Here is a 24,955-nt window from a genome sequence, read left to right on the forward strand (position 1 = left end):
ACTTAAATAGTCAGAACTGTACTACTGCTTGCAATGAACAACTGAAGCATTCGGCCCGATAGAATGCCTGCTTGCCGAGCAGCCTACACGCAGATAACTGTCGCCATTTGCCCGATATTCTGCGTGAATGCGCTTTGTACGCTGCCAAATCGGCATCGCCGATTGTTTTACCTGCAGGGTTCCTCCTGCGGCCTGAATACGTTAATCGCTGGTTACTTATATTGAAGACTTTTGATCACTTGACCGTTGTCGGTCTGCGCGAGTGGGTGGCGCTTCCCGATTTGGGAGTCGCGGGCCTGCGCGCGAAAATCGACACCGGTGCCAGTACCTCCAGCCTGCACGCCACCGAAATCGAGCCTTTTGTGCGCGATGGTGTCGAGTGGGTACGTTTCAATGCCCATCTGGGCACCCTGGTACAACTGCGTCACCGTCACTGTGAAGCCCCTTTGGTGGCGATTAAAACCATTAAAAGCTCCAATGGCCACACCCAGGTTCGCTATGTGATCCGCACCGGCCTGGCGCTGGGTGATCGGGTCTGGCCGGTCGAGTTCACGCTCGCCTGTCGCAAATCGATGCGTTATCGCTTGTTGCTGGGCTCAAAAGCACTCATTGACGGCCAGTTGGTCGTCAATCCGGCACTAAAATATATACAAGACAAGCCGGAATTCCCGGTCACTACTACCTCTGCCACAGGTGTTGCATGAAGATCGCTGTGCTGTCGCGTAACCCGCGTCTGTATTCCACTCGTCGTCTGGTTGAAGCCGGTACCGAACGAGGCCATGAAATGGTAGTGATCGATACCCTGCGCGCCTATATGAACATCGCCAGTCATAAGCCGCAGATCCACTATCGCGGCAAGCCGCTGGAAGGCTTCGATGCCGTGATCCCGCGCATTGGTGCCTCGGTCACGTTCTACGGCTGCGCGGTGCTGCGTCAATTCGAAATGATGGGGGTTTTCCCGCTCAACGAATCGGTGGCCATTGCCCGCTCGCGGGACAAGCTGCGCTCGTTGCAACTGCTGTCGCGCCGTGGCCTGGGGTTGCCGGTGACCGGTTTTGCCCACTCCCCGGATGACATTCCCGACCTGATCGAAATGGTCAACGGCGCGCCACTGGTGATCAAGGTGCTGGAAGGCACCCAGGGTATCGGCGTGGTGCTGTGTGAAACCGCCACCGCCGCCGAGTCGGTGATTGAAGCCTTTATGGGCCTCAAGCAAAACATCATGGTGCAGGAGTACATCAAGGAAGCCGGCGGTGCCGATATCCGTTGTTTCGTGGTCGGCGACAAGGTGATTGCAGCCATGAAGCGTCAGGCAAAACCGGGTGAGTTCCGCTCCAACCTGCACCGTGGCGGCAGCGCCAGCCTGATCAAGATCACCCCCGAAGAGCGCATGACCGCCATTCGTGCGGCCAAGGTCATGGGCTTGAGTGTGGCGGGGGTTGATATCCTGCGTTCCAACCACGGCCCGCTGGTGCTTGAGGTCAACTCATCGCCAGGCCTGGAAGGCATTGAGACCACCACCGGCAAAGATGTGGCCGGGATCATCATCCAGCATCTGGAAAAAAACAGCAGCCCACATATGACGCGGACCAAGGGCAAAGGCTGACTGCACACCAACCCTTTGGCGAGCAGACTTGTTGTGGGAGCGGGCTTGCTCGCGAAACTGGCGCCGCGGTGTGCCTGACACACTGCCGCGATATCATCGCGGGCAAGCCCGCTCCTACAGGGTCATAAACGCTATACCGCCCCTCTTGGCAGCATTAGCCCCAGCGGCAAACGTACACGGGCTTCCAGCCCACCGCCGCTGCGGTTGCGCAGCTCGACATTGCCGCCATGCATGGAGGCAATCCGCTTGACGATCGCCAGGCCCAGGCCCGTACCTTTACCGCCACGGGCACGGTCGCCACGGATAAACGGGTTGAAGATGTCCTCCAGCTCCGCCGGATCAATCCCCGCCCCCCGGTCCATCACGCTCAGCACCACATACGGCGCGCTGACGTCTCCCGACACATAAGCCGCAACCTCGACGTCTTCGCCAGCATGGTGCAAGGCATTGCCAATCAAGTTGTTGAGCAAACGCTTCATCGATACCCGTCGCAACGCAAACGGCTGAATCGGCTGCAGACGCAGGCGTACTTGCTCGCCGTTCTGGTTATAGGGCGCCACGACTTCGCGGATCAATTCACACAGGTCAACTTCTTCGACCGGCTCGTCACGGCCATCGCGAATAAAGGCCAGGAACTGATCGAGGATCGCGTCCATGTCCTCGATATCACGCACCATATCGTCGGTCAGGTCATTGTGGTTGCCCATCAGCTCCAGGGACAGGCGCAAGCGGGTCAGCGGGGTGCGCAGGTCATGGGACACACCGGCCAGCATCAGCTCGCGCTCACGGCCCGCCTGCTCGACGTCTTCAGCCATCTGGTTGAAGGCACTGTACACCTCGGTCATTTCGCTGGGCGTATCACCAACCGGCAAGCGCACACTGCGCCCCTGCCCCAGCTGGCGGGCCGCATACACCAGACGCTTGAGCGGCTGGTTGAGCTGACTGACGAAAATCCAGGCCGATGCGGTGGATAACAGGCCAATGGCCAGGAACCAGCCCAGTACGTTCCAGATTTTCTGCCCACGCAGCGGGTGTGGATACAGCGGCACTTTCAACCAGCCGTCACCCAGGCTAGGGGCACGCACCCACAACGCCGGAGAGGTGTGCATGCGCAAACGCACTTCAGTATCAGGGCCAAGTTCGGCCTGCATCTGGCGCTGATAAATTTCGCTATAGGGCCAGTGCTGCTCACCCTCGGGCACACCGCCGCCCACAACGCGCACCAGATCAACAGCATCGATGATCTTGTTGCGGTTTTCCTCATCGGCGGCCCAATAAGCGCGCAGGGTCAGTGCCACGCCGTGGCTGTACTGGCGATCGACCAGCACGTCCTCGTTCATGAGCAGGTAAACCAGCGTCAACGCCTTGGAAAACAGCACGACAATCAGGACAAGCCAGAGCGTGCGCGAAAAGAAACTTTGGGGGAACCAGACAGGGGTTTTCATAGACAGCCGCTTTTAGACTTTGCAGGAGCGAGCCCGCAGGCCCGCAAAAAAATGAATCGCGAGCCGCCGGGCGACTCGCTCCTACAAATGATCTGTCACTTGGTTGCATTGCCATCCGGCACGAACACATAACCCACGCCCCAGACAGTCTGGATATAGCGAGGCTTGGACGGGTCCGGCTCGATCATGCGGCGCAGACGGGAAATCTGCACATCGATCGAACGCTCCAGCGCATCCCATTCGCGACCACGCGCCAGGTTCATCAGCTTGTCGCGGGTCAACGGCTCGCGGGCATGCATGACCAGGGCCTTGAGCACCGCAAATTCGCCGGTGGTGAGCATGTGAACTTCGTCGCCACGCTTGAGTTCGCGGGTTGCCAGGGACAGCTCGTAATCGCCGAATGTCACGCTTTCGTCTTCACTGCCCGGTGCGCCCGGCACTGGCGGTGCCTGGCGGCGCAGTACCGCGCGCACCCGTGCCATCAGTTCGTCGGGGTTGAACGGCTTGGCCAGATAATCGTCGGCGCCCAGCTCCAGGCCCTTGATACGACTCAGCTCGTCGCCCTTGGCGGTCAGCATGATGATCGGCACCCGGTTGCCCGCCGCACGCAAACGGCGGCAGGCAGACAAGCCGTCTTCGCCGGGCAGCATCAGGTCCAGTACCACCAGGTTGAATACCTCGCGAGCCAGCAAACGATCCATTTGCTCGACGTTCGGCACAGCCCGGGCGCGATAGCCCTTGCTGACGAAGAAGCGCTCCAGCAGGCTGCTCAGCCCCGGATCGTCATCCACGATAAGAATTTTTTCGCCTTCAGCCGTTTGTGCAATGCTGCTCATTAGATGCTCCTGTGATCTCGGCGCGCATTATGGCTTAGCCGCTGTAATACGTATGGTGTGCATTGTTAGCAGATTTTTCCTCCTTAAACAGTAGCCCAACCCATGAGGCAACAGCGTGCAGTGCCCTGAAACCGGGAACGCTGGTTATAATGCTGCGCCTTTTGTGTCAGGCAAACGCGAATTTTCAAGGGTTGCGCCAGGCTTTATTTTTTCCGGCGCCAGGCGTAATCCGCTGACTTCACGGGTCAACAGGCTGCCCTTTTGGCCCAGGTAGCGGCCCCTTCCGGGCTGCTCAACCAGCCTCGCAAGCCTTCAAGCCCGGGCCTGCGAGCCTGCATCACAATTTGTCAGGTGGTTTTATGGACAGCATCAACAGCCGCATCGCCGAAGAACTTGGCGTGCGCCCGCAGCAGGTCGAAGCGGCCGTCGCTCTTCTCGATGAGGGCTCCACCGTACCCTTCATCTCCCGCTACCGTAAGGAAGTGACCGGCAGCCTGGATGACACCCAGTTGCGTCACCTCGAAGAGCGCCTGCGCTACCTGCGCGAACTCGACGAACGGCGCGCAAGCATCCTCGCCAGCATCGAGGAACAAGGCAAGTTGACGCCAGAACTGGCCCGCGACATCAAGCTCGCCGACACCAAGACCCGCCTCGAAGACTTGTACCTGCCGTACAAGCAAAAGCGCCGCACCAAGGGTCAGATCGCCCTCGAAGCCGGCCTCGGCGAGCTGGCAGACGGCCTGTTCAACGACCCGACACTCACGCCCGATACCGAAGCCGCCCGTTTCGTCGACGCCGAAAAAGGCGTGGCAGACATCAAGGCAGCCCTTGATGGCGCCAAGTACATCCTCATGGAGCGCTTCGCCGAAGACGCCAGCCTGCTGGACAAGCTGCGCAGCTTCCTCAAGCAGGAAGCCATCCTCAGCGCCCGCGTGATTGCCGGCAAGGAAGAGGAAGGCGCCAAGTTCCGCGACTACTTCGAGCACGACGAACCGCTTAAAAGCATGCCGTCGCACCGTGCCCTGGCGATTTTCCGCGGGCGCAACGAAGGCATTCTCAGCTCTTCGCTCAAGGTTGGTGAAGAATTGCCCGGCACGATGCACCCCGGCGAAATGATGATTGCCCAGCGCTTCGGCCTGGAAAATCAAAACCGCCCGGCTGACAAATGGCTGGGCGAAGTGGTGCGCTGGACCTGGAAGGTCAAGCTCTACACCCACCTTGAAACCGACTTGCTGGGCGAATTGCGCGACGCTGCCGAAACCGAAGCGATCAACGTTTTTGCCCACAACCTGCATGACCTGCTGCTGGCCGCACCAGCCGGCCCACGCGCCACCCTGGGCCTGGATCCGGGCCTGCGCACCGGCTGCAAGATTGCCGTGGTCGATGCCACCGGCAAGCTGCTGGAGTACGCCACCGTGTACCCGCATGTACCGCACAACAAGTGGGACCAGACCATCTCGGTCATGGCCGCCCTGTGTGCCAAGCATTCGGTCGACCTGATTGCCATCGGCAACGGTACCGCCAGCCGTGAAAGCGACAAGCTGGTGATCGATCTGATGAAAAAATACCCGGCCCTGAAAGTCACCAAAGTGATGGTGTCCGAAGCCGGTGCTTCGGTGTACTCGGCATCGGAACTGGCAGCCAAGGAATTTCCGGACCTGGACGTTTCGATCCGTGGCGCCGTATCGATCGCCCGCCGCCTGCAAGACCCGCTGGCCGAACTGGTAAAAATCGACCCTAAATCCATCGGTGTCGGCCAGTACCAGCACGACGTGTCCCAGCTCAAACTGGCACGCGGCCTGGACGCGGTGGTTGAAGATTGCGTAAACGCCGTGGGCGTGGACGTGAATACCGCATCGGTAGCGCTGCTGGCGCGAATTTCGGGCCTCAATGCCACACTGGCGCAAAACATCGTGGCGCACCGCGACGAACATGGCGCCTTCAAAACCCGTGCGGCGCTGAAAAAAGTCAGCCGTTTAGGCGAAAAAACCTTCGAGCAGGCGGCAGGTTTCTTGCGCGTGATGAATGGTGACAACCCGCTGGACAGCTCGGCGGTTCACCCCGAAGCCTACCCGCTGGTCAAGCGCATCGCTTCGGACACCGAGCGTGACATCCGCTCGCTGATCGGCGACGCCAGCTTCCTGAAACGTCTTGATCCGAAGAAATTCACCGACGAGACCTTCGGCCTGCCGACCGTGACCGACATTCTCCAGGAACTGGAGAAACCGGGCCGTGACCCGCGCCCGGAGTTCAAGACTGCCGAGTTCCAGGAAGGCGTCGAAGACCTCAAGGACCTGCAACTGGGGATGATCCTGGAAGGTGTGGTGACCAACGTGACCAACTTCGGTGCTTTCGTCGATATCGGCGTGCATCAGGATGGTCTGGTGCATATTTCGGCGCTGTCCGAAAAATTCATCAAGGACCCGCGTGAAGCCGTGAAAGCGGGTGATGTGGTCAAGGTCAAGGTCATGGAAGTCGACATCCCGCGCAAACGCGTAGGCTTGTCGATGCGCATGAGCGACACGCCGGGCGAGAAAATCGACGGCGCCCGCGGCGCACGCCCGGGCTCGGCACCGCGTCAGCAAAGTACCGCACCGCGCAAGGAAAGCGTGGCCGCAGCACCGAGCAATAACGCAATGGCCTCGTTGTTCGCCAACGCCAAACAGTTGAAGAAACGCTAATGGCCCTCCCGGACGGTCTGACCCAGAGCGCCTTCAGCCAGTTGCTTGGCTGCCGCGTGCAAACGCTGGAAGACGGCGTGGCGCACGTTGCACTGAGCCTGGAGCCGCAACTGCGCAACCGCGCCGGCAAGCTGCACGGTGGCGTGTTGTTCAGCCTGGTGGATATCAGCATGGGCCTGGCCTGTTCCAGCTCCCATGGCTTCGATCAGCAGAGCGCGACCATCGAGTGCAAAATCAACTACATCCGCGCGGTGGCCGAAGGCGAAGTGTTATGTATTGCCAAGGTCATCCACCCCGGGCGACGCACGCTGGTCGTCGAAGCGGATGTATTGCAGGGCGACAAGCTTGTCGCAAAAGCACAAGGCACGTTCGCGGTCCTGTAGCGGCCAACCGCTGATTTGAGTTAATTTCGGCACTGCCAATGCAGTGCCGAAATGCGCTTGGAGCGCCGCGGCGCCAAATCAGGGACGGGACTGAGCGATGCCAACACAACCAGGCGACCACGCCAGTTTCAACTTCACCCTTGTAGACCGTCCTGACCACCCCCATATTGGGGCGACTGACGCGTGAAGGAATCCAACTTGAGCCAACTTCTCAACCGCCGCCTGGCTCTGCTCAGCGAGCGCGCCAACCTCTCTCTGCTGGAGCAGTGCCTGCACGGCATCGAGCGCGAATGCCTGCGCGTCACGGCCGATGCTCGCCTGGCGCAGACCCCGCACCCGGAAGAACTGGGCTCGGCCCTGACCAACGATCAAATCACCACCGACTATTCCGAGTCGCTGCTGGAGTTCATCACCCCGGCCCTGCCTGACCCTGCGCAGACGCTGGCCAGCCTCGACAAGATCCACCGCTTTGCCTATAGCAAGCTCGGCAACGAGTTCCTGTGGAGCCCTTCGATGCCGTGCCCGTTGCCGGCCGAAGAAGACATCCCTATTGCCTACTACGGCACGTCCAATATCGGACAGCTCAAGTACGTTTACCGTAAAGGTCTTGCCCTGCGCTACGGCAAGACCATGCAGTGCATTGCCGGTATCCACTACAACTTCTCTCTGCCAGAGGCCCTGTGGCCTGTGCTGATGCAGGCTGAAGGCTTTGTCGGCACCGAGCGCGACTATCAGTCCAATGCCTACATCGCCCTGATTCGCAACTTCCGTCGCTACAGCTGGCTGCTGATGTACCTGTTCGGTGCCTCGCCGGCGCTGGATGCAGGCTTTTTGCGCGGTCGTTCGCACCAGTTGGAACAACTGGATGCAGACACCCTCTACCTGCCGTATGCCACCAGCCTGCGCATGAGCGACCTGGGCTACCAGAGCAACGCCCAGGCGGGCCTGACGCCGTGCTACAACAACCTCGACAGCTACACCGACAGCCTGCGCAAGGCCGTGGCCACGCCCTACCCGCCGTATGTCGAAATCGGCACGCACAAGGATGGCGAGTGGGTGCAGCTGAACACCAACATCCTGCAGATCGAAAACGAGTACTACTCCAACATTCGCCCCAAACGTGTGACCTACACCGGCGAACGGCCGATCCAGGCCCTGGTGTCCCGTGGCGTGCAATACGTTGAAGTGCGCCTGCTGGATATCAACCCGTTCCTGCCGGTGGGTATCGACCTGCCTGAAGCGCGTTTTCTCGACGCCTTCCTGCTGTATTGCGCGCTGCAGGACAGCCCGCAGTTTGACAACACGGAATGCGGCAGCTGTTCCTCCAACTTCTTGAGCGTGGTCAAGGAAGGTCGCCGTCCCGGCCTGCAATTGCAGCGTGATGGCGCCGCCGTCGACATGAAGGAATGGGCAGCCGAGCTGCTGGAAAAAATCGCCCCGCTGGCCGCCCTGCTCGACCAGAGCCACGGTGGCGACAACCACAGCAAGGCGGTCGACGAACAACTGGCGAAGATCAAGGACGTGTCGCTCACGCCGTCGGCCAAAGTGCTGGCCAGCATGGCCGAGCACAAGGAGAGCTTCGCCCAGTTCTCGATGCGCCAGAGCCTGGCCCATGCCGAGTTTTTCCGCAGCGAACCGTTGAGTGTTGAAGACCAGGCAGCGTTTGAAGAAAAAGCGCGTAAGTCACTGCTCGAACAGGCCGAGACCGAACAAACGGAAGAAGGCGACTTTGACCTGTTTGTGGCCTCGTACCAGGCGAGCATTTTGGCGATCAGTAACTAAAAAGCCCCTCACCCTAGCCCTCTCCCGTAGGGAGAGGGGACTGATCGGTGGTGTTCTTGCGAGCGCGGGCGGTCAGTTCCTACGCCAACTGAGGCAAGGGACGGCTTCCGCGTTTTGAAGCGAAGCGTACTGTGCACCGTCACTGAAAAAAACAGTGACCGGGCATGAGAATCCGATGAACAATTTCAAACTGAACGCCATCGGAGCGCGCTTCATGACTACCCATACCCCAATCAAAACACTCGGCACCGTCACCTTCGGCCCCTGCGGCCAGGACAACCACGAACTGTTCCGCGTCAACCCCGACATACCGTTGCGCCAGGCGCTGGAGCAGGTGTCGGCGTTGCTCTATTGCGCAAAAAAACTGGCGCTGGATGCCGCGCTGGACAAGAACTGCGAGCGCCATGCCTGGGCTTCGCATTACTTGTGCGACATGGGCAAGGCGGTAATTGATGACTTGTGTTTGCGGGAGTTTTGACTGGCGTCACGCTGCCAGAAGCACCTCAACGCCTTTACTGTAGTCGCTGACGAGCGGAGCGAGGCTGCGATCGAGCGCGAAGCGGTCGTAAACCCGGTGAGCGTGGTGTGTCTGACACACCGCAGCGAATGGATTTACGGCCGCTGCGCAGCCGATCGCAGCCTCGCTCCGCTCGTCAGCGACTACAAGGTGCGGGAGGCGGCACACGGTGAAGGCGCCGCAGACGCCTTACAAGGTCTTTTCGAAGATCTTCGAATTACGCTGGTAGTTGTACAGCGACGCCCGCGCCGCCGGCAGGCGTTCCACACCGCTCGGCTCAAAACCGCGCTCACGGAACCAGTGCGCAGTGCGCGTGGTTAACACGAACAAGGTTTTCAGGCCCTGAGCCCGAGCGCGGTTTTCGATGCGTTCCAAGAGCTCATCGCCACGGCGCCCATGACGGTACTCCGGGTTCACCGCCAAACACGCCAGCTCCCCCGCATCCGAATCGGCAATCTGATACAGCGCCGCACACGCGATGATCATGCCTTCGCGCTCAACCACGCTGAACTGCTCGATCTCACGCTCCAGCACTTCACGCGAACGACGCACCAGAATGCCTTGCTCTTCCAGCGGGCTGATCAATTCAAGCAAGCCGCCGACGTCTTCAATCGCCGCTTCCCGCGTGACTTCAAATTGCTCCTGCGCCACCAGCGTGCCGCCACCGTTACGGGTGAACAGCTCGGTCAGCAACGCACCGTCTTCGGCATAACTGACGATATGGCTTCGCGCCACACCCCCGCTGCAGGCTTCGGCGGCAGCTTCCAACAATTCGGCCTGGTAGTCGCTGCCCAGGCGTTTCATATGCGCCGGCACCTGCTGTGGGCGCAACTCGCGCACCAAACGCCCTTCGGCATCGAGCAACCCCGATTCAGCGCCGAACAGCAGCAGTTTGTCCGCCGCCAGGTCGATGGCAGCACGGGTGGCCACGTCTTCACAGGCCAGGTTGAAAATCTCACCGGTGGGCGAGTAACCCAGGGGCGACAGCAGCACTATCGAACGCTCATCGAGCAGGCGGTTGATGCCCTTGCGGTCGACCCGACGCACTTCGCCGGTATGGTGGAAGTCCACGCCATCAAGCACGCCGATCGGCCGCGCCGTCACCAGGTTGCCGCTGGCCACCCGCAGGCGCGAGCCCTGCATCGGCGAGGACGCCATGTCCATCGACAAACGCGCTTCAATCGCAATGCGCAACTGCCCTACGGCGTCGATCACGCATTCCAGGGTGGTCGCATCGGTAACACGCATGCCGTTGTGGTAATGCGGCACCAGGCCACGCGCCTCAAGGCGGCTGTCGATCTGCGGGCGCGAGCCGTGAACCAATACCAGCCGGACACCCAGGCTGTGCAACAGCACCAGGTCGTGGACAATATTGCCAAAGTTGGGATGGGCCACACCGTCGCCAGGGAGCATGACGACAAAAGTGCAATCGCGGTGGGCATTGATGTAGGGAGACGCGTGACGCAACCAGTTAACGTAATCGTGCATAACCAGAGCCTGTAGAAAATAAGTCGCCTAAAAAGGGCTAGAACAGCAAACGCACAACGGGCTGATGGTTATCGTCGAAACATTGTTGGCAACACGCGTACTCTCCTTTTTCGTTATTTAAGACAATAGTGTTCTATCAGTTGTGTCAGTAGACGCACCGTCGGCTGCAAACGTGACATTTCCAGGTATTCCCCCGGCTGATGCGCACAGGCGATGTCGCCCGGGCCCAATACCAGCGTTTCGCAGCCAAGCTGCTGAAGATAAGGTGCTTCGGTGCCAAACGCTACTGCCTGCGCAACATGCCCGGTCAGCCGCTCGGCCACCCGCACCAGCTCGGCATCGGCCGCCTGTTCAAAAGGCGGTACACCGGCGGCAATGGGGGCGAAATCAATCTTCACCTGATGGCGCTCGGCCAAAGGCTGCAGCTTGCCACGGATAATGGCCCGCAGCGCGTTGGGGTCCATGCCCGGCAGCGGCCGCAGGTCGAACTCCAGCGAGCATTGGCCACAAATCCGGTTGGGGTTGTCGCCGCCATGTATGCAGCCAAAGTTCAGGGTCGGCTGCGGCACGCTGAACTGCGGGTTGCGGTATTCGTGCAGCCACTGCTGGCGCAGCCCCTTGAGCTCGCTGATCGCGTCGTGCATGGCCTCCAGTGCGCTGTGCCCCAGGCTTGGGTCTGATGAATGACCGCTTTGCCCCAGAATCTCTATGCGCTCCATCATCACGCCCTTGTGCATGCGGATCGGCTTGAGCCCGGTCGGCTCGCCGATCACCGCCGCACGGCCCAGCGGCCGGCCCGCTTCAACCAGGGCCCTGGCGCCGGCCATCGAGGTTTCTTCGTCGCATGTGGCCAGGATCAGCAGCGGCTGCTTGAACGGTTGGTCGAGCAACGGACGCACCGCTTCGATCACCAACGCGAAAAAACCCTTCATGTCGCAACTGCCCAGGCCGACCCAGCGGTTATCCACTTCTGTCAGCTTGAGCGGATCGGTCTGCCACAGCGCTTCATCGTAAGGCACGGTATCGCTGTGCCCGGCCAGCACCAGCCCGCCAGGGCCTGTGCCATAGCTGGCGAGCAGGTTGAATTTGCCGGGGCTGACCTGCTGGATATCGCAGTTAAAACCCAGGTCGCCCAGCCAGGTGGCCAGCAAATCGATCACCCCACGGTTGGACTGATCGAGTGAAGGCTGGGTGCAACTGACCGACGGTACGGCGATCAAGGCAGCGAACTGCTCTTTCATGGAAGGTAGGGGCATGCGCTGACTTCCTGTTGGCGGGGCGAGGCCCATCATAGAGCCATCTGCGCCGCAGAATAAACCCGTTCGGCGCGCCGGGGCGCCTTGTCCTGTACACTGCACGGCCTTGGCAGCCACACTTTTCCCGGCTGCGCACCGATCCTGGATTTTCCGGCCATGCAGAAAGAAACCGAAATTAAACTCCGTGTCAGCCGCGAAACCCTCGCCGCCCTGCGCGAGCACCCCTTGCTGAAAAAGCGCAACAAAAGTGGCTGGGAAAGCCGTGAGTTGCTCAACCAGTACTTCGACACGCCTGAGCGCGACCTGGCCAAGGCCAAGGTTGCCCTGCGCCTGCGCCGCGATGGCGAGGACGTGATCCAGACCCTCAAGACCCGCGGCGAAAGCGTTGCCGGCCTGTCGGTACGCAACGAATACGACTGGAACCTGCCCAAAGCCAAGCTCGACATCAAGAAGCTCGACGGCGAATGCTGGCCACAAGAGCTGGCCGAGCTGGACAAGAAAACCCTCAAGCCGATCTTCACCACGGATTTCGTGCGCGAACGCGCCGAGATTTCCTGGGGTCGCGGCAAGGCCAAGGTGGTGATCGAAGCCGCTCTGGACCTGGGCCATGTGATTGCCGGCAAGCAGAAAGAAGAAATCTGCGAGCTGGAACTCGAACTGCGTGAAGGCGAGCCGGCAGCCCTGCTGGAACTGGCCGCCGAGCTGGCCGAGAAGCTGGCCCTGATGCCATGTGACATCAGCAAGGCCGAGCGCGGCTATCGCCTGTTCGACGCCAACAGCTACGCCGTCACCCTGCCAGCCCCTGTGCTGACACCCGAAACACCCCTGGACGACGCCTTCGCCGCACTGGCCTGGCACTTGCTGGGCAACAGCCAGCGCCTGGCCGAGCAATATCGCTTCAATGGCCATTGGCGTTTGCTGCAGGACTGGGTTCAGCAGTTGATCGACCTGCGCGCGCTGGTCAGCAGCCTGGGCCAGGCCGCACCACGCCAATCCACCAATGCCCTGCGTGCTGCACTGGACGCCCTGCTCGAAGACTGGCGCCCGCTGGTACAGATCGGCCAGGACGACGAAGACGTGCGCAAAGCCGCACCCGAGCAGTTCCTGGAAGAGCTGGAAGACCCGCGCTGGGGCCAGTTCTCCCTGAACACCTCGCGCTGGTTGATGGAGCGCAGCTGGACCGTGGATCGCGGCACCACCCGTGGCAATCGCCAGGGCGCTGCGCAACTGCAAAGCTGGTTGCCGCGCTTGCTGTCGGACGAGGCTATTGCCTTGCGTCTGAACCGTTACCAGCAGCAACCCGAAGACCTGGCCGAGCAACTGCCGCGCATCGAGCGCATTCAGGCCTGGCTGCGTCTGGCGCGTAACGTGCTGGAAATCCCGGAGCTGGACCGTCTGTACGGCGAGATGAACAAGCTGCAGGAACTGGCCAACATGCCTATTTCTGAAGATGCCGAGAGCAACGACGAACTGCTCAACGCCCGCAAGCAGCAAGCCATCGCCGTTTACCAGAACCGCGCCTGGAAGACCCTGCTGCGCGCTTAAGCGCCCGGCCTGTGCCCCTCAGCGCCCGCTGAGGGGCATTGTTGCCTTACTTCGTGCCCTTGGGCATGTCCGCATCCGGCGTGCGCCAGATCAAGCGTGTGGTGTCATAGCCTTGCTGTTGAGCCTTGCTGAGCAGCTCGTCACGGGTTTGCTGATCAACGTGCGGCTTACGCGACAGCAACCACAGGTATTTACGGTCGGGGTTGCCTACCAGCGCCGTGCTGTAGTTATCCCCCAGGTACAACACCCAATAATCGCCCTTGGTCACACCCGGCAACAGGGTTGATACCCAATTGTCGAACTCGACCCACAACTTGTCGGTCTTGCCCTCCACTTGCGGCGTTGCCGTGCCCTTGGCTTCTTCCCACTTGCCCTCTGCGGTGCGGCAACGGTTCAACACCGCCACATTGCCGTCAGGCTTTAGGCTGTAATGGGCTTCGGACTGCGCGCAATTGCGCTGGAAGAACATCGGCAAACGCGCCAACTCATACCAGGTGCCCTGATAGCGCTTGAGGTCGACACTGGAGACGGTGTTGGGCGCCAGCGAATCGCTGCTGGAACTTGCACACCCGCCCAACAACAGCGCGGCCCCGAGACTGACTAAAAGACGTTTCATCGCAAACGCTCCTGATCGGTCTTACTTCAAACCCTGGCCCGAGAAAATCAGCACTTTGTCGCCTGCGTACTGCACGCTGATGAAGCTCTTCTTATCGCCCCATGTGCAGCTCGACATGCCCAGCGCGCCCGAGCAATCGGTCGGGGTGCCCAGCAGCTGTTCGACTTCAGCCTTGGTCATGCCGGTCGACAGTTTCGAGTAGTTTTGCTGATTGATTTTGCTGCACGCGGCCAGCAAGACACAGAACGACAACAACGCCAGAGAACGCAACTTCATGGAAAGCTCCTGAAAAAGAAAGTCGGCAGCGCCGCTTGATCCAAGCTTAGAAGAGAAAAGCGCAGGCTGGTTCCCGCAGGACGCAGGGATTTATCTCAGGAGGGGGAAACAACGGTGGGAGCGGGCTTGCTCGCGATGCAGGCAACCCGGTATGTCTGACATACCGTGTCGATGCTATCGCGAGCAAGCCCGCTCCCACAGGGGCTTACTCTTTGTGGTAAGCGGTGATGCGCGCGACTTCTTCTTTCGAGCCCAGGTACACGGCTACACGCTGGTGCAAGCCTTCTGGCTGGATGTCGAGAATGCGCTGATGGCCATCAGTGGATGCGCCGCCAGCCTGTTCCACCAGGAACGACATCGGGTTGGCTTCGTACATCAAACGCAGCTTGCCCGGCTTGGACGGCTCACGGCTGTCGCGCGGGTACATGAACAGACCACCACGGGTGAGGATGCGGTGCACGTCGGCAACCATGGCGGCAATCCAGCGCATGTTGAAGTTTTTCTTCAACGGGCCTTCTTCACCGGCCAGCAGCTCGTCAACGTAGCGCTGTACCGGGGCTTCCCAGTGACGCTGGTTGGACATGTTGATGGCAAATTCCTGGGTAGCGTCAGGAATGGTGATGTCTTCGTGGGTCAGGACGAAGCTGCCCATTTCGCGGTCCAGGGTAAAGCCTTTGACGCCGTCGCCCAGGGTCAGTACCAGCATGGTCTGCGGGCCGTAGATGGCGTAACCGGCAGCGACCTGTTGGGTGCCTGGCTGCAGGAAGGCCTTTTCATTCAAAGGCTCGTTCTGGGTCAGGTATTCGTTCGGGCAACGCAGTACCGAGAAGATGGTGCCAACTGGCGCGTTGATGTCGATGTTCGACGAACCGTCCAGCGGGTCGAATACCAGCAGGTAGGCGCCTTTCGGATATTTACCCGGGATCTGGTAGGCATTGTCCATTTCTTCGGACGCCATGCCGGCCAGGTGACCGCCCCATTCGTTGGCTTCGAGCAGGATCTCGTTGGAGATCACGTCGAGCTTCTTCTGCACTTCACCTTGCACGTTTTCGGTGCCCATGCTGCCCAGCACACCACCCAGGGCGCCTTTGGACACGGCGTGGCTGATCTCTTTGCAAGCACGCGCCACCACTTCGATGAGGAAACGCAAATCAGCAGGCGTGTTGTTGCTGCGGGTCTGCTCGATCAAATAGCGACTCAGGGTAACGCGGGACATGTAAGGCTCCGAACAAGGGGGAGGGGGCGAAAAACCCGCGCAGTTTAGCGCGAGTTGCCGTGCAAATCTTCTAATCAGACTGAGAACTGGCCGAACGGGTTCCAAAACAGCCACCAGATACCCCGCTCCCACAGTGTGTGAAACTTCCTACAACGCTTTCCAGATATCGGTCGCGTATTCACGAATGGTCCGGTCTGATGAGAACCAGCCCATGCGCGCCGTATTCAACACGGATTTGCGCCACCATTCTTCCTTGTCGTGCCACAGGTGCTCCACGCGCATCTGGGCATCCCAGTACGCATCAAAGTCGGCACACACCAGGAACCGGTCATATTCGATCAGCGAGTCCACCAGGCCGGTGTAGCGGGCCGGATCATCGTGGGAGAACACCCCGCCACGAATCGCCTGCAACACGTCATTAAGCCGGTGTGAAGCGGCCACGTCCGGCGCGGCATGGAACTCGCCATTGCGCTTGCGCGCTTCAACCTGCTGCGAACTGAGGCCGAAGATAAACATGTTTTCGGTCCCCACCCGCTCGCTCATTTCTACGTTGGCGCCATCCATCGTGCCGATGGTCAGCGCACCGTTGAGGCCGAACTTCATGTTGCTGGTACCCGATGCTTCGTAACCGGCAGTGGAGATCTGCTCGGACAGGTCCGCCGCCGGGATGATGCTTTCGGCCAGGCTGACGTTGTAGTTGGGGATAAACACCACCTTGAGCAGGCCGCGCACGGTGGGGTCGTTGTTGACGGCGCGGGCGATGTCATTGGCCAGTTTGATGATGAGCTTGGCCTGCTCATAACTGGCCGCCGACTTGCCGGCAAAAATCTTCACCCGTGGCACCCACGGGTTGCCCGGCTCGGCCCGGATGGCCTGATACAGCGCCACGGTGTGCATCAGGTTGAGCAGTTGGCGCTTGTATTCGTGTATCCGCTTGACCTGCACATCGAACAGGGCCTCAGGGTTGACCACAACCCCCAAACGCTCATAAATCAGCGCCGCCAGGGTGCATTTGTTTTGCAGGCGCTGTTCGGCGAAGCGTTTGCGAAAGTCTGCCCGCCCGGCAAAAGGCTCCAGCTTGATCAGTTTGTGTTCGGTTTCATCGAGCACATCAGGCCCCAGTGCATCCACCAGCATGGCGGTCAGCGGCGGGTTGGCCTGGAACAGCCAGCGGCGGAAGGTTACGCCATTGGTCTTGTTGTTGATGCGGTCGGGGTAGAGCTTGTGCAGCTCGGCGAACACGGTGCTGCGCATCAATTGCGTGTGCAGCCCGGAAACCCCGTTGACGCTGTGGGAGCCGAGAAATGCCAGGTTGCCCATACGCACCCGGCGGCCGTGGTCCTCCTCAATCAGCGAGACGGCACGCAGCACGTCAAAATCGTGAATGCCCTTGGCTCGCAAGGCATCGATATGGTGCGCGTTAATCAGGTAAATGATCTGCATATGGCGCGGTAACAGGCGCTCCATCAGACCCACCGGCCAGGTTTCCAGCGCTTCGGGCAATAGCGTGTGGTTGGTATACGACAAGGTATCAACGGTGACCTGCCACGCGGCATGCCACTCGACGCCGTGCTCGTCGACCAGGATGCGCATCAGCTCGGCAACGGCGATCGAGGGGTGGGTGTCATTGAGCTGGATCGAGACGTGCTCGGCCAGGTTCATCAACGTGTCATGAACGTGCAGGTGGCGGCGCAGCAGATCCTGCAGCGAGGCCGAAACAAAGAAGAACTCCTGGCGCAGGCGCAGCTCTTGCCCGGCCTCGTTGCTGTCCGCCGGGTACAGCACGCGGGAGATGCTTTCAGCGCGCACCACTTCGGCTACCGCGCCCAGGTGGTCACCGGCGTTGAAACGGCCAAGGTTCAGGTCGTGCAGTGCCCTCGCCCGCCACAGGCGCAGGGTGTTCACACTGGCACCGCGCCAGCCCACTACCGGCGTGTCATAGGCAATCGCCCGCACCGTCTCGCCCGGCCACCAGATTTGCCGCAGCTGGCCCTGCTCATCCTGCTTGGTTTCGACCGAGCCGCCAAAGCCCACCGAGTACAGCACTTCGGCGCGCTCGAACTCCCAGGGGTTGCCGAAGTCCAGCCAGTTCTCGGTTTGCTCCTGCTGCCAGCCATCGACAATGCTCTGGCGAAACAGCCCGTGTTCGTAGCGGATGCCATAACCGTGGGCGGCGATGCCCAGGGTCGACATGCTTTCCATAAAACACGCTGCCAGCCGGCCGAGGCCGCCATTGCCAAGGGCTGCATCCGGCTCCAGCACACGGATGCGTTCCAGATCCACGCCCAGCTCGCCCAACGCTTCCCGCGCCACCTCCAGCAGCCCCAGGTTGCTCAGGCTGTCGTACAGCAGGCGACCGATCAGGAACTCCAGCGACAGGTAGTACACCCGCTTCTGGTCCTTGCGATAAATCTGCCGGGTGCTATCCATCCAGTGCTCGACCATATGGTCGCGGGCGGCCAGGGCTATGGCTTCAAACCAGTCATGGTCAAACGCGTGTTCCGGGTCCTTACCCACCGCGTAAGTCAGTTTGGCTACTACAGCGGCACGGAAAGCCGCCACCTGTGCGTCACGAACAAGCGGTTCCTGGGACATCGATACAACCTCAATCGAGATGGGGCGATTTGAAGAACGAGTGGATTCAGCCTAGACCCTTGGCCAGAAATAAAGCGCTTTGTTTACGGCTTTTTTGGCGGTTTGCCTGAAAAAAACTGATCAACCAAGCCCTGCCCCAAAACAAGGCACATTCGCAGTCGAACGCTTTAAAACATGGCCCTGATCGAAAAACCGGCAAATGGTTGTTCACACATTCACCAACCCCGGTATGATCGCGCGCCCTGATGCACGCTGGAATACAAGCCTGATGAAGTCCAACCTGATCGCCGCCGCGGAAATCGACCGTCTCGATACCTGGGCCAAATACTCCGCGCCCATGTGCGGCTCCTGTGTTTCCAGCTGTTGCACGCTGCCGGTCGAGGTCAAGATCAAAGACCTGATCCGCATCGGCATCGTCGATGAGTTCGAGATGGGCGACCCGCCGAAGAACATCGCCAAGCGCCTGCAAAAAGAAGGGATCGTGGAGCGCTTCAACCAGAAGTCGGGGATTTTCACCCTGCAGCGCATGAGTAATAACGACTGCCTGTACCTGGATCGCAAGTCGCGCATGTGCACCATCTACGACATCCGCCCGGACACCTGCCGCAACCACCCGCGGATCGGCCCGCGCCCTGGTTACTGCGCCTATGTGCCCAAGGCCGTTGAGCGCAAGAACAGCAGCGTCAAGCTGATGGATTTTTAACCTGCAGCGCAGAATCGACTGACAGATCGCTTCGCGGGCAAGCCCGCTCCCACAATTACCACAGCCCCCTGTGGGAGCCGGGCTTGCCCGCGATGGCCTTTACGCAAATACCCTGACAGACCGCGCTCGTCGCAGCGCGGGCAACGGTAAATGCGTCAAATGCCAGACATAAAAAAACGCCCCCGACCGCAAGGTCGGGGGCGTTTTTGTAACCGCTAACTAAGTAACTTAGTTTTTGGCCTTTTTAGCAGCGCGGGTACGCTCGCCTTCGTCCAGGATCTTCTTACGAAGACGGATGGACTTAGGAGTTACTTCGCACAGCTCGTCGTCCTGGATGAATTCCAGAGCCTGTTCCAGAGTGAAACGAACAGGTGGAACCAGAGCGATGGTTTCGTCTTTACCCGAAGCACGCATGTTGTCGAGCTTCTTGCCCTTGGTAGGGTTAACGCCCATGTCGGTGTCACGGCTGTTCAGACCAACGATCTGACCGTTGTAGATCTCTTGACCGTGCTCAACGAACAGCTTGCCACGCGCCTGCAGGGTTTCCAGGGAGTAGGTCAGTGCCTTGCCAGTCTCAACCGATACCAGAACGCCGTTCTGACGGCCGGACATGTGGCCCGACTTCATCACGTCGTAACGGTCGAAGATCGAGGTCAGGATGCCAGCACCGTTGGTCAGGGTCAGGAACTGGTTACGGAAACCGATCAGACCACGAGCAGGGATGTTGTATTCCAGACGCACACGGCCTTTGCCATCCGGCACCATGTTGGTCAGGTCGCCTTTACGCAGGCCCATCTCTTCCATCACCTTGCCCTGGGATTCTTCTGGCAGGTCGATGGTGACGTTTTCGAACGGTTCGTGCTTGACGCCGTCAACCAGGCGGATGATTACTTCTGGACGACCAACGCCCATTTCGAAGCCTTCACGACGCATGGTTTCGATCAGTACGGACAAGTGCAGCTCGCCACGGCCCGATACCTTGAACTTGTCAGCCGAGTCGCCTTCTTCAACGCGCAGTGCAACGTTGTACAGCAGCTCTTTGTCCAGACGTTCCTTGATGTTACGGGAAGTCACGAACTTGCCTTCTTTACCGCAGAATGGCGAGTCGTTTACCTGGAAGGTCATGGAAACGGTTGGCTCGTCAACGGTCAACGGCTTCATCGCTTCAACGTTCATCGGATCACACAGGGTGTCGGAGATGAACAGCGAATCCATACCGCTGATGCAAACGATGTCGCCTGCCGAAGCTTCTTCAACGTCTACACGGTGCAGACCGTGGTGACCCATCAGCTTCAGGATACGACCGTTGCGGCGCTTGCCGTCAGCGTCGATGGCAACAACCGGAGTGTTCGGCTTGACGCGACCACGAGCGATACGGCCAACGCCGATAATGCCCAGGAAGCTGTTGTAGTCCAGTGCCGAGATTTGCATCTGGAACGGACCGTCACGGTCTACAGCTGGTGCTGGTACGTTGTCGACGATCGACTGGTACAGCGGGGTCATGTCTTCAGCCATGTCGGTGTGGTCAAGACCAGCAATACCGTTCAGGGCAGAGGCGTAAACCACTTTGAAGTCCAGCTGTTCTTCGGTAGCACCCAGGTTGTCGAACAGATCGAAGATCTGGTCCAGAACCCAGTCCGGACGCGCGCCTGGACGGTCAACCTTGTTGATGACCACGATTGGACGCAGGCCGGCTTCGAAAGCCTTCTTGGTCACGAAACGGGTTTGCGGCATAGGGCCGTCTTGAGCGTCAACCAGCAGCAGAACGGAGTCAACCATCGACATTACGCGTTCAACTTCGCCGCCGAAGTCGGCGTGGCCCGGGGTATCCACGATGTTGATGTGGTAGCCGTTCCAGTTGATGGCGGTGTTTTTCGCCAGAATGGTAATACCGCGCTCTTTCTCCTGGTCGTTGGAGTCCATTACGCGTTCGTCGTTAAGCTCGTTGCGCTCCAGGGTGCCGGATTGACGCAAGAGTTTGTCTACCAGGGTGGTTTTACCGTGGTCAACGTGAGCAATGATGGCGATGTTACGTAGATTTTCGATCACTTGTGTATCTCGATCAGAGGATTCGGTGTGCTGACTGAGTCCAGGCAGCGATTAACAGTAGAGTCCGTGCAAGCCGTTACAGCTTGACGGCGGCGTCGGGGGGCCGGTGACGCAGGCCACAGGCATACAGCCCCGGGCTCTTAGCTCGGTCGATAAACGCGCACATTGGCATGTCCCTCACTGAGCAAATGGTGAGCATGCAGGCGACTCATCACGCCTTTGTCGCAATACAACAGGTACTGACGGGTGTCATCCAGTTCCTTGAAGCGGCTGTTCAAAGCATAGAACGGCAACGCTTGTACTTCGATGCCAGCCAGTTCCAGCGGTTGATCTTCCTGAGCATCCGGGTGACGGATGTCGATCACGATCTGGCCCGCCAGCACTTCGCTGACTTCTTCGACTTGCAAGTCCTGGCCCAATTCATCGATCACCCGATCAATCGGCACCAGTTTGGCCCGCTCAAGCGCACGCTCGAGCACGGCCATATCAAACTGTTGTTCTTCATACTCCACGCGGTTGCGCTTGGCGTGGGTCTTGGGGTTGACCGAAATCACCCCGCAATATTCAGGCATGTGCTTGGCAAAATCGGCCGTACCGATCTCTTCCGCCAAATCAATGATGTCCTGCTTGTGGCTCGCGATCAGCGGGCGCAGCACCAGTTTGTCCGTAGCCGAATCGATCAGCGACAAATTGGGCAGTGTCTGGCTGGACACCTGGGAAATCGCTTCCCCGGTCACCAGCACTTCGATATCCAGGCGTTCGGCAATACGTGTTGCAGCGCGCAACATCATACGCTTCAAAATGACGCCCATATGACTGTTATCGACTTTGCCGAGGATTTCGCCCAAAACTTCTTCGAACGGAACGCTGACAAACAGCACGCGCTGGGAGCTGCCGTACTTCTTCCATATATAGTGCGCGACTTCCATCACGCCCAGTTCATGGGCACGACCGCCCAGGTTGAAGAAGCAGAAGTGGCTCATCAGGCCGCGACGCATGATCTGGTAGGCCGCCACGGTGGAATCGAACCCACCCGACATCAGCACCAGGGTCTGCTCGAGCGAACCCAGCGGGTAGCCACCAATACTGTCGTGCTGGTTGTGAATCACAAACAACCGTTGGTCGCGAATTTCAATTCGAACTTCAATTTCGGGCTTTTTCAGCTCGATTCCAGCTGCACCACACTCACGCCGCAGCTTGCTGCCGACGTATTTCTCGACTTCCATCGAGGTAAACGGGTGCTTGCCAGCGCGTTTGCAACGCACCGAAAAGAGCTTGCCCGCCAGTGCATCGCCGAAGTGCAGCTTGCACTTCTCAACGATGTCGTCGAAGTCGCTCAGAGGGTACTCGTCGACCTGCAGGAAATGCGCGATACCCGGCATGCAGCTCAGGCGTTCGGTCATTTCTTTCAAGGCTTTAGGGTCGGTTACGCGCGTTTGCAGCTCGATGTTGTCCCACACGCCCGTCACCACCACAGCCGGGTCCAGATCGCGGAGCACAGTGCGGATGTTTTTGGCCAATTGACGGACGAAACGCATCCGAACCGGACGGCTCTTGATAGTGATTTCGGGGAAGACTTTAACGATTAGTTTCATGAAAACAGCGCGCGAGCAGCCTGCCAAAAAAGGGGGGCGCGGATTATAGCGGAAATTGCTCAAGGTTTAACCAGTTATCGTACAAACGGTTTTCGTCGCACCAAAATGGAACATAAACGCCCGATTTCGCTTCATTTGAGTGCGATAAACGCCGCTAATCGGTAGTCTGCCCCGCTTACCTGCTTGAGATTGGCGCATTACGCCCAAGTCGGGGCACTGGCATGCAATTTGCTCCCTTGTGAGGCAGGTTGCCTTGGCAGAGTATTCGCGCCGGCATCAACCACTTATTAAGGGCATTCCACTACCCGCCCTAAGCCACCCCGGAGGACACTATGTCGAAGTCGGTTCAACTCATCAAAGATCATGACGTCAAGTGGATTGATCTGCGCTTCACTGATACCAAAGGCACTCAGCACCACGTGACCATGCCGGCCCGTGATGCGCTGGATGAAAACTTCTTCACCGACGGCAAAATGTTCGACGGCTCCTCCATCGCTGGCTGGAAAGGCATCGAAGCGTCCGACATGATCCTGCTGCCAGACGACAGCACGGCCGTTCTGGACCCGTTCACCGAACAGCCTACGCTGATCCTGGTGTGCGACATCATCGAACCTTCGACCATGCAGGGCTATGACCGCGACCCACGCGCCATCGCTACCCGTGCCGAGGAATACCTGAAGTCCACCGGTATCGGCGACACCGTTTTCGTTGGCCCGGAGCCAGAGTTCTTCATCTTCGACCAGGTGAAGTTCAAGTCCGACATCTCCGGTTCGATGTTCAAGATCTACTCCGAACAAGGTTCGTGGATGTCCGACCAGGACGTGGAAGGCGGCAACAAAGGCCACCGTCCTGGCGTCAAGGGCGGCTATTTCCCGGTTCCGCCATTCGACCATGACCACGAAATCCGTACCTCCATGTGCAACGCCATGGAAGAAATGGGCCTGGTTATCGAAGTTCACCACCACGAAGTGGCAACTGCTGGCCAGAACGAAATCGGCGTGCAGTTCAACACCCTGGTGAAAAAGGCTGACGAAGTTCAGACCCTGAAGTACTGCGTACACAACGTGGCAGACGCCTACGGCCGCACCGCTACCTTCATGCCAAAGCCTCTGTACGGCGACAACGGCTCGGGTATGCACGTTCACATGTCCATCTCCAAAGATGGCAAGAACACCTTCGCAGGCGAAGGCTATGCCGGCCTGTCCGACACTGCCCTGTACTTCATCGGCGGTATCATCAAGCACGGTAAGGCCCTGAACGGCTTCACCAACCCGGCTACCAACTCCTACAAGCGTCTGGTACCAGGTTTCGAAGCACCGGTCATGCTGGCCTACTCGGCTCGCAACCGTTCGGCTTCGATCCGTATTCCTTACGTGTCCAGCCCTAAAGCTCGCCGTATCGAAGCACGTTTCCCGGACCCGGCAGCCAACCCGTACCTGTGCTTCGCAGCACTGATGATGGCTGGTCTGGACGGTATCCAGAACAAGATCCACCCTGGCGACGCAGCTGACAAAAACCTGTATGACCTGCCACCTGAAGAGGCCAAAGAGATCCCACAAGTTTGCGGCAGCCTGAAAGAAGCCCTGGAAGAGCTGGACAAGGGCCGTGCGTTCCTGACCAAAGGCGGCGTTTTCAGCGACGACTTCATCGACGCGTACATCGCCCTGAAAAGCGAAGAAGAAATCCAGGTTCGTACCTTCGTGCACCCACTGGAATACGAGCTGTACTACAGCTGCTAATCCGGTGACGCCCGCGCAAGCGGCGTGATTCGAAAAAGCCTCCTTCGGGAGGCTTTTTTGTGGGCGTCGTCTTACGCAAGCATCGGATCAGAGCTTCTGGATTCGTGTCAGTCCCTGACAGCCACCTGATTGGGTGATGGGTAGTTTATGGCCCTCACCACTGGAGACTGACATGCACCCCCTACTCACCCTCAAAGCCCTGCTGTTGTCGTGCGCCTGCCTGCTTCTGCTGGGCTGCGCCAGCCCACCCACTGCGGTTAAGGTCGAGCAACTGCTCAAGACCGGGCAATCGTGGATTGGCACCCCTTACACCTGGCCGGACGGCAAGCCGGAATTCACCGTGGTCAAAATCACCCTTCCGGCCAGCACCGCACTGAAATGGCACACGCACCCCATGCCTAATATCGCCTATGTGGTGGCTGGCGAACTGACGGTTGAAACCGAAGACGGCCTGCACAAAACCACACTTGGGCCTGGCCAGGCGCTGCCCGAGATGGTCAACACCTCCCATCGCGGTACCAGCGGCAAGGCCCCGGTTGAACTGATCGTGTTCTATGCCGGCACACCTGGCATGCCCCTGTCCCATTAACCACGCAAGGCCCGTAGCAGCTGCCGGAGGCTGCGTCC

The 24,955-nt window shown here is 59.4% G+C and carries 20 protein-coding genes; 10 read left to right on the top strand and 10 right to left on the bottom strand.

Going from position 1 to position 24,955, the window contains the following annotated elements:
• Positions 1-254: 254 nt before the first annotated feature.
• Together BFC21_RS16925 and rimK are read left to right on the top strand one after the other, a co-directional pair.
• Positions 255-704 carry an ATP-dependent zinc protease gene (locus BFC21_RS16925; protein WP_176464606.1) on the top strand — a complete coding sequence of 150 codons (450 nt, stop codon included), beginning with the start codon at positions 255-257 and terminating at the stop codon, positions 702-704.
• Positions 701-1,606 (top strand): 30S ribosomal protein S6--L-glutamate ligase, encoded by a 906-nt coding sequence (rimK, locus tag BFC21_RS16930; RefSeq protein WP_016783140.1) that lies wholly within the window; start codon positions 701-703, stop codon positions 1,604-1,606. The genes BFC21_RS16925 and rimK overlap by 4 nt, the downstream gene beginning before the upstream one ends.
• 131 nt (positions 1,607-1,737) lie before the next feature.
• On the opposite strand, the gene BFC21_RS16935 is transcribed toward rimK, so the two are convergent.
• On the bottom strand, positions 1,738-3,051 hold the full coding sequence (locus tag BFC21_RS16935) for an ATP-binding protein (protein WP_016783139.1): 1,314 nt from the start codon (positions 3,049-3,051) through the stop codon (positions 1,738-1,740).
• Between the two features lie 95 nt (positions 3,052-3,146).
• On the bottom strand, positions 3,147-3,887 hold the full coding sequence (ompR, locus tag BFC21_RS16940) for a two-component system response regulator OmpR (RefSeq protein WP_016783138.1): 741 nt from the start codon (positions 3,885-3,887) through the stop codon (positions 3,147-3,149).
• Positions 3,888-4,246: 359 nt separating this feature from the next.
• On the opposite strand from ompR, the gene BFC21_RS16945 reads away from it, so the two are divergent.
• The 4 genes from BFC21_RS16945 to BFC21_RS16960 all read left to right on the top strand — a co-directional run bounded on the left by BFC21_RS16945 (position 4,247) and on the right by BFC21_RS16960 (position 9,211).
• On the top strand, positions 4,247-6,568 hold the full coding sequence (locus tag BFC21_RS16945; RefSeq protein ID WP_088378446.1) for a Tex family protein: 2,322 nt from the start codon (positions 4,247-4,249) through the stop codon (positions 6,566-6,568).
• The gene (locus BFC21_RS16950) at positions 6,568-6,951 is read left to right on the top strand and encodes a PaaI family thioesterase (RefSeq protein ID WP_088378447.1); all 384 of its coding nucleotides are present in this window, start codon (positions 6,568-6,570) and stop codon (positions 6,949-6,951) included. The genes BFC21_RS16945 and BFC21_RS16950 overlap by 1 nt, the downstream gene beginning before the upstream one ends.
• A 198-nt stretch (positions 6,952-7,149) precedes the next feature.
• Positions 7,150-8,733: a glutamate--cysteine ligase gene (gshA, locus tag BFC21_RS16955; RefSeq protein ID WP_088378448.1), complete on the top strand. Its 1,584-nt coding sequence runs from the start codon at positions 7,150-7,152 to the stop codon at positions 8,731-8,733.
• Positions 8,734-8,947: 214 nt separating this feature from the next.
• On the top strand, positions 8,948-9,211 hold the full coding sequence (locus tag BFC21_RS16960; RefSeq protein WP_120266735.1) for a DUF3077 domain-containing protein: 264 nt from the start codon (positions 8,948-8,950) through the stop codon (positions 9,209-9,211).
• Between the two features lie 228 nt (positions 9,212-9,439).
• On the opposite strand, the gene argA is transcribed toward BFC21_RS16960, so the two are convergent.
• Positions 9,440-10,738 carry an amino-acid N-acetyltransferase gene (argA, locus tag BFC21_RS16965; RefSeq protein ID WP_016783133.1) on the bottom strand — a complete coding sequence of 433 codons (1,299 nt, stop codon included), beginning with the start codon at positions 10,736-10,738 and terminating at the stop codon, positions 9,440-9,442.
• A 113-nt stretch (positions 10,739-10,851) separates the two neighbouring features.
• Positions 10,852-11,994 (bottom strand): acetylornithine deacetylase, encoded by a 1,143-nt coding sequence (gene argE, locus BFC21_RS16970; RefSeq protein WP_095004356.1) that lies wholly within the window; start codon positions 11,992-11,994, stop codon positions 10,852-10,854.
• 156 nt (positions 11,995-12,150) lie between these two features.
• Here argE and BFC21_RS16975 point away from each other — a divergent pair, with 156 nt between their 5' ends.
• On the top strand, positions 12,151-13,539 hold the full coding sequence (locus tag BFC21_RS16975) for an inorganic triphosphatase (protein WP_088378450.1): 1,389 nt from the start codon (positions 12,151-12,153) through the stop codon (positions 13,537-13,539).
• Positions 13,540-13,585: 46 nt separating this feature from the next.
• Here the strand turns inward: BFC21_RS16975 and BFC21_RS16980 are convergent, their stop codons facing one another.
• The 4 genes from BFC21_RS16980 to BFC21_RS16995 form a co-directional block, all read right to left on the bottom strand.
• On the bottom strand, positions 13,586-14,155 hold the full coding sequence (locus tag BFC21_RS16980) for a lipocalin family protein (RefSeq protein WP_088378451.1): 570 nt from the start codon (positions 14,153-14,155) through the stop codon (positions 13,586-13,588).
• 21 nt (positions 14,156-14,176) lie between these two features.
• Positions 14,177-14,431: an outer membrane protein assembly factor BamE gene (bamE, locus tag BFC21_RS16985; protein WP_088378452.1), complete on the bottom strand. Its 255-nt coding sequence runs from the start codon at positions 14,429-14,431 to the stop codon at positions 14,177-14,179.
• Between the two features lie 205 nt (positions 14,432-14,636).
• Positions 14,637-15,647: a class 1 fructose-bisphosphatase gene (locus BFC21_RS16990; RefSeq protein WP_088378453.1), complete on the bottom strand. Its 1,011-nt coding sequence runs from the start codon at positions 15,645-15,647 to the stop codon at positions 14,637-14,639.
• A 147-nt stretch (positions 15,648-15,794) separates the two neighbouring features.
• A complete protein-coding gene (locus BFC21_RS16995; protein ID WP_088378454.1) occupies positions 15,795-18,242 on the bottom strand; it encodes a glycogen/starch/alpha-glucan phosphorylase in 2,448 nt (815 codons plus the stop codon).
• A 265-nt stretch (positions 18,243-18,507) separates the two neighbouring features.
• Between BFC21_RS16995 and BFC21_RS17000 the strand changes: the two genes are divergently transcribed.
• Complete coding sequence (locus tag BFC21_RS17000; protein WP_029611685.1) at positions 18,508-18,945, top strand: YkgJ family cysteine cluster protein; 438 nt, start codon at positions 18,508-18,510, stop codon at positions 18,943-18,945.
• Between the two features lie 228 nt (positions 18,946-19,173).
• On the opposite strand, the gene typA is transcribed toward BFC21_RS17000, so the two are convergent.
• Complete coding sequence (gene typA / locus BFC21_RS17005; protein ID WP_016783126.1) at positions 19,174-20,994, bottom strand: translational GTPase TypA; 1,821 nt, start codon at positions 20,992-20,994, stop codon at positions 19,174-19,176.
• Positions 20,995-21,134: 140 nt separating this feature from the next.
• Entirely contained in the window at positions 21,135-22,589 is a 1,455-nt protein-coding gene (gene thiI, locus BFC21_RS17010; protein WP_088378455.1) for a tRNA uracil 4-sulfurtransferase ThiI, read from the bottom strand.
• Positions 22,590-22,921: 332 nt separating this feature from the next.
• Between thiI and glnA the strand changes: the two genes are divergently transcribed.
• On the top strand, positions 22,922-24,328 hold the full coding sequence (glnA, locus tag BFC21_RS17020; RefSeq protein ID WP_016783124.1) for a glutamate--ammonia ligase: 1,407 nt from the start codon (positions 22,922-22,924) through the stop codon (positions 24,326-24,328).
• 172 nt (positions 24,329-24,500) lie between these two features.
• Positions 24,501-24,917: a cupin domain-containing protein gene (locus BFC21_RS17025; protein WP_088378456.1), complete on the top strand. Its 417-nt coding sequence runs from the start codon at positions 24,501-24,503 to the stop codon at positions 24,915-24,917.
• Positions 24,918-24,955 lie beyond the last annotated feature (38 nt).

This window comes from Pseudomonas sp. TMW 2.1634 (genome assembly GCF_001703595.1).
Classification (GTDB): domain Bacteria; phylum Pseudomonadota; class Gammaproteobacteria; order Pseudomonadales; family Pseudomonadaceae; genus Aquipseudomonas; species Aquipseudomonas fragi.

What these genes read in the sequence shown, in the direction of transcription:
- glnA (WP_016783124.1), top strand. Translation starts at nt 22,922, where the DNA reads ATGTCGAAGTCGGTTCAACTCATCAAAGATCATGACGTCAAGTGGATT.
- BFC21_RS16990 (WP_088378453.1), bottom strand. Translation starts at nt 15,647, where the DNA reads ATGTCCCGCGTTACCCTGAGTCGCTATTTGATCGAGCAGACCCGCAGC.
- BFC21_RS16975 (WP_088378450.1), top strand. Translation starts at nt 12,151, where the DNA reads ATGCAGAAAGAAACCGAAATTAAACTCCGTGTCAGCCGCGAAACCCTC.
- bamE (WP_088378452.1), bottom strand. Translation starts at nt 14,431, where the DNA reads ATGAAGTTGCGTTCTCTGGCGTTGTTGTCGTTCTGTGTCTTGCTGGCC.
- argA (WP_016783133.1), bottom strand. Translation starts at nt 10,738, where the DNA reads ATGCACGATTACGTTAACTGGTTGCGTCACGCGTCTCCCTACATCAAT.
- rimK (WP_016783140.1), top strand. Translation starts at nt 701, where the DNA reads ATGAAGATCGCTGTGCTGTCGCGTAACCCGCGTCTGTATTCCACTCGT.
- BFC21_RS16945 (WP_088378446.1), top strand. Translation starts at nt 4,247, where the DNA reads ATGGACAGCATCAACAGCCGCATCGCCGAAGAACTTGGCGTGCGCCCG.
- BFC21_RS17025 (WP_088378456.1), top strand. Translation starts at nt 24,501, where the DNA reads ATGCACCCCCTACTCACCCTCAAAGCCCTGCTGTTGTCGTGCGCCTGC.
- BFC21_RS16960 (WP_120266735.1), top strand. Translation starts at nt 8,948, where the DNA reads ATGACTACCCATACCCCAATCAAAACACTCGGCACCGTCACCTTCGGC.
- thiI (WP_088378455.1), bottom strand. Translation starts at nt 22,589, where the DNA reads ATGAAACTAATCGTTAAAGTCTTCCCCGAAATCACTATCAAGAGCCGT.
- argE (WP_095004356.1), bottom strand. Translation starts at nt 11,994, where the DNA reads ATGCCCCTACCTTCCATGAAAGAGCAGTTCGCTGCCTTGATCGCCGTA.
- BFC21_RS16950 (WP_088378447.1), top strand. Translation starts at nt 6,568, where the DNA reads ATGGCCCTCCCGGACGGTCTGACCCAGAGCGCCTTCAGCCAGTTGCTT.
- BFC21_RS16995 (WP_088378454.1), bottom strand. Translation starts at nt 18,242, where the DNA reads ATGTCCCAGGAACCGCTTGTTCGTGACGCACAGGTGGCGGCTTTCCGT.
- ompR (WP_016783138.1), bottom strand. Translation starts at nt 3,887, where the DNA reads ATGAGCAGCATTGCACAAACGGCTGAAGGCGAAAAAATTCTTATCGTG.
- BFC21_RS16980 (WP_088378451.1), bottom strand. Translation starts at nt 14,155, where the DNA reads ATGAAACGTCTTTTAGTCAGTCTCGGGGCCGCGCTGTTGTTGGGCGGG.
- BFC21_RS16935 (WP_016783139.1), bottom strand. Translation starts at nt 3,051, where the DNA reads ATGAAAACCCCTGTCTGGTTCCCCCAAAGTTTCTTTTCGCGCACGCTC.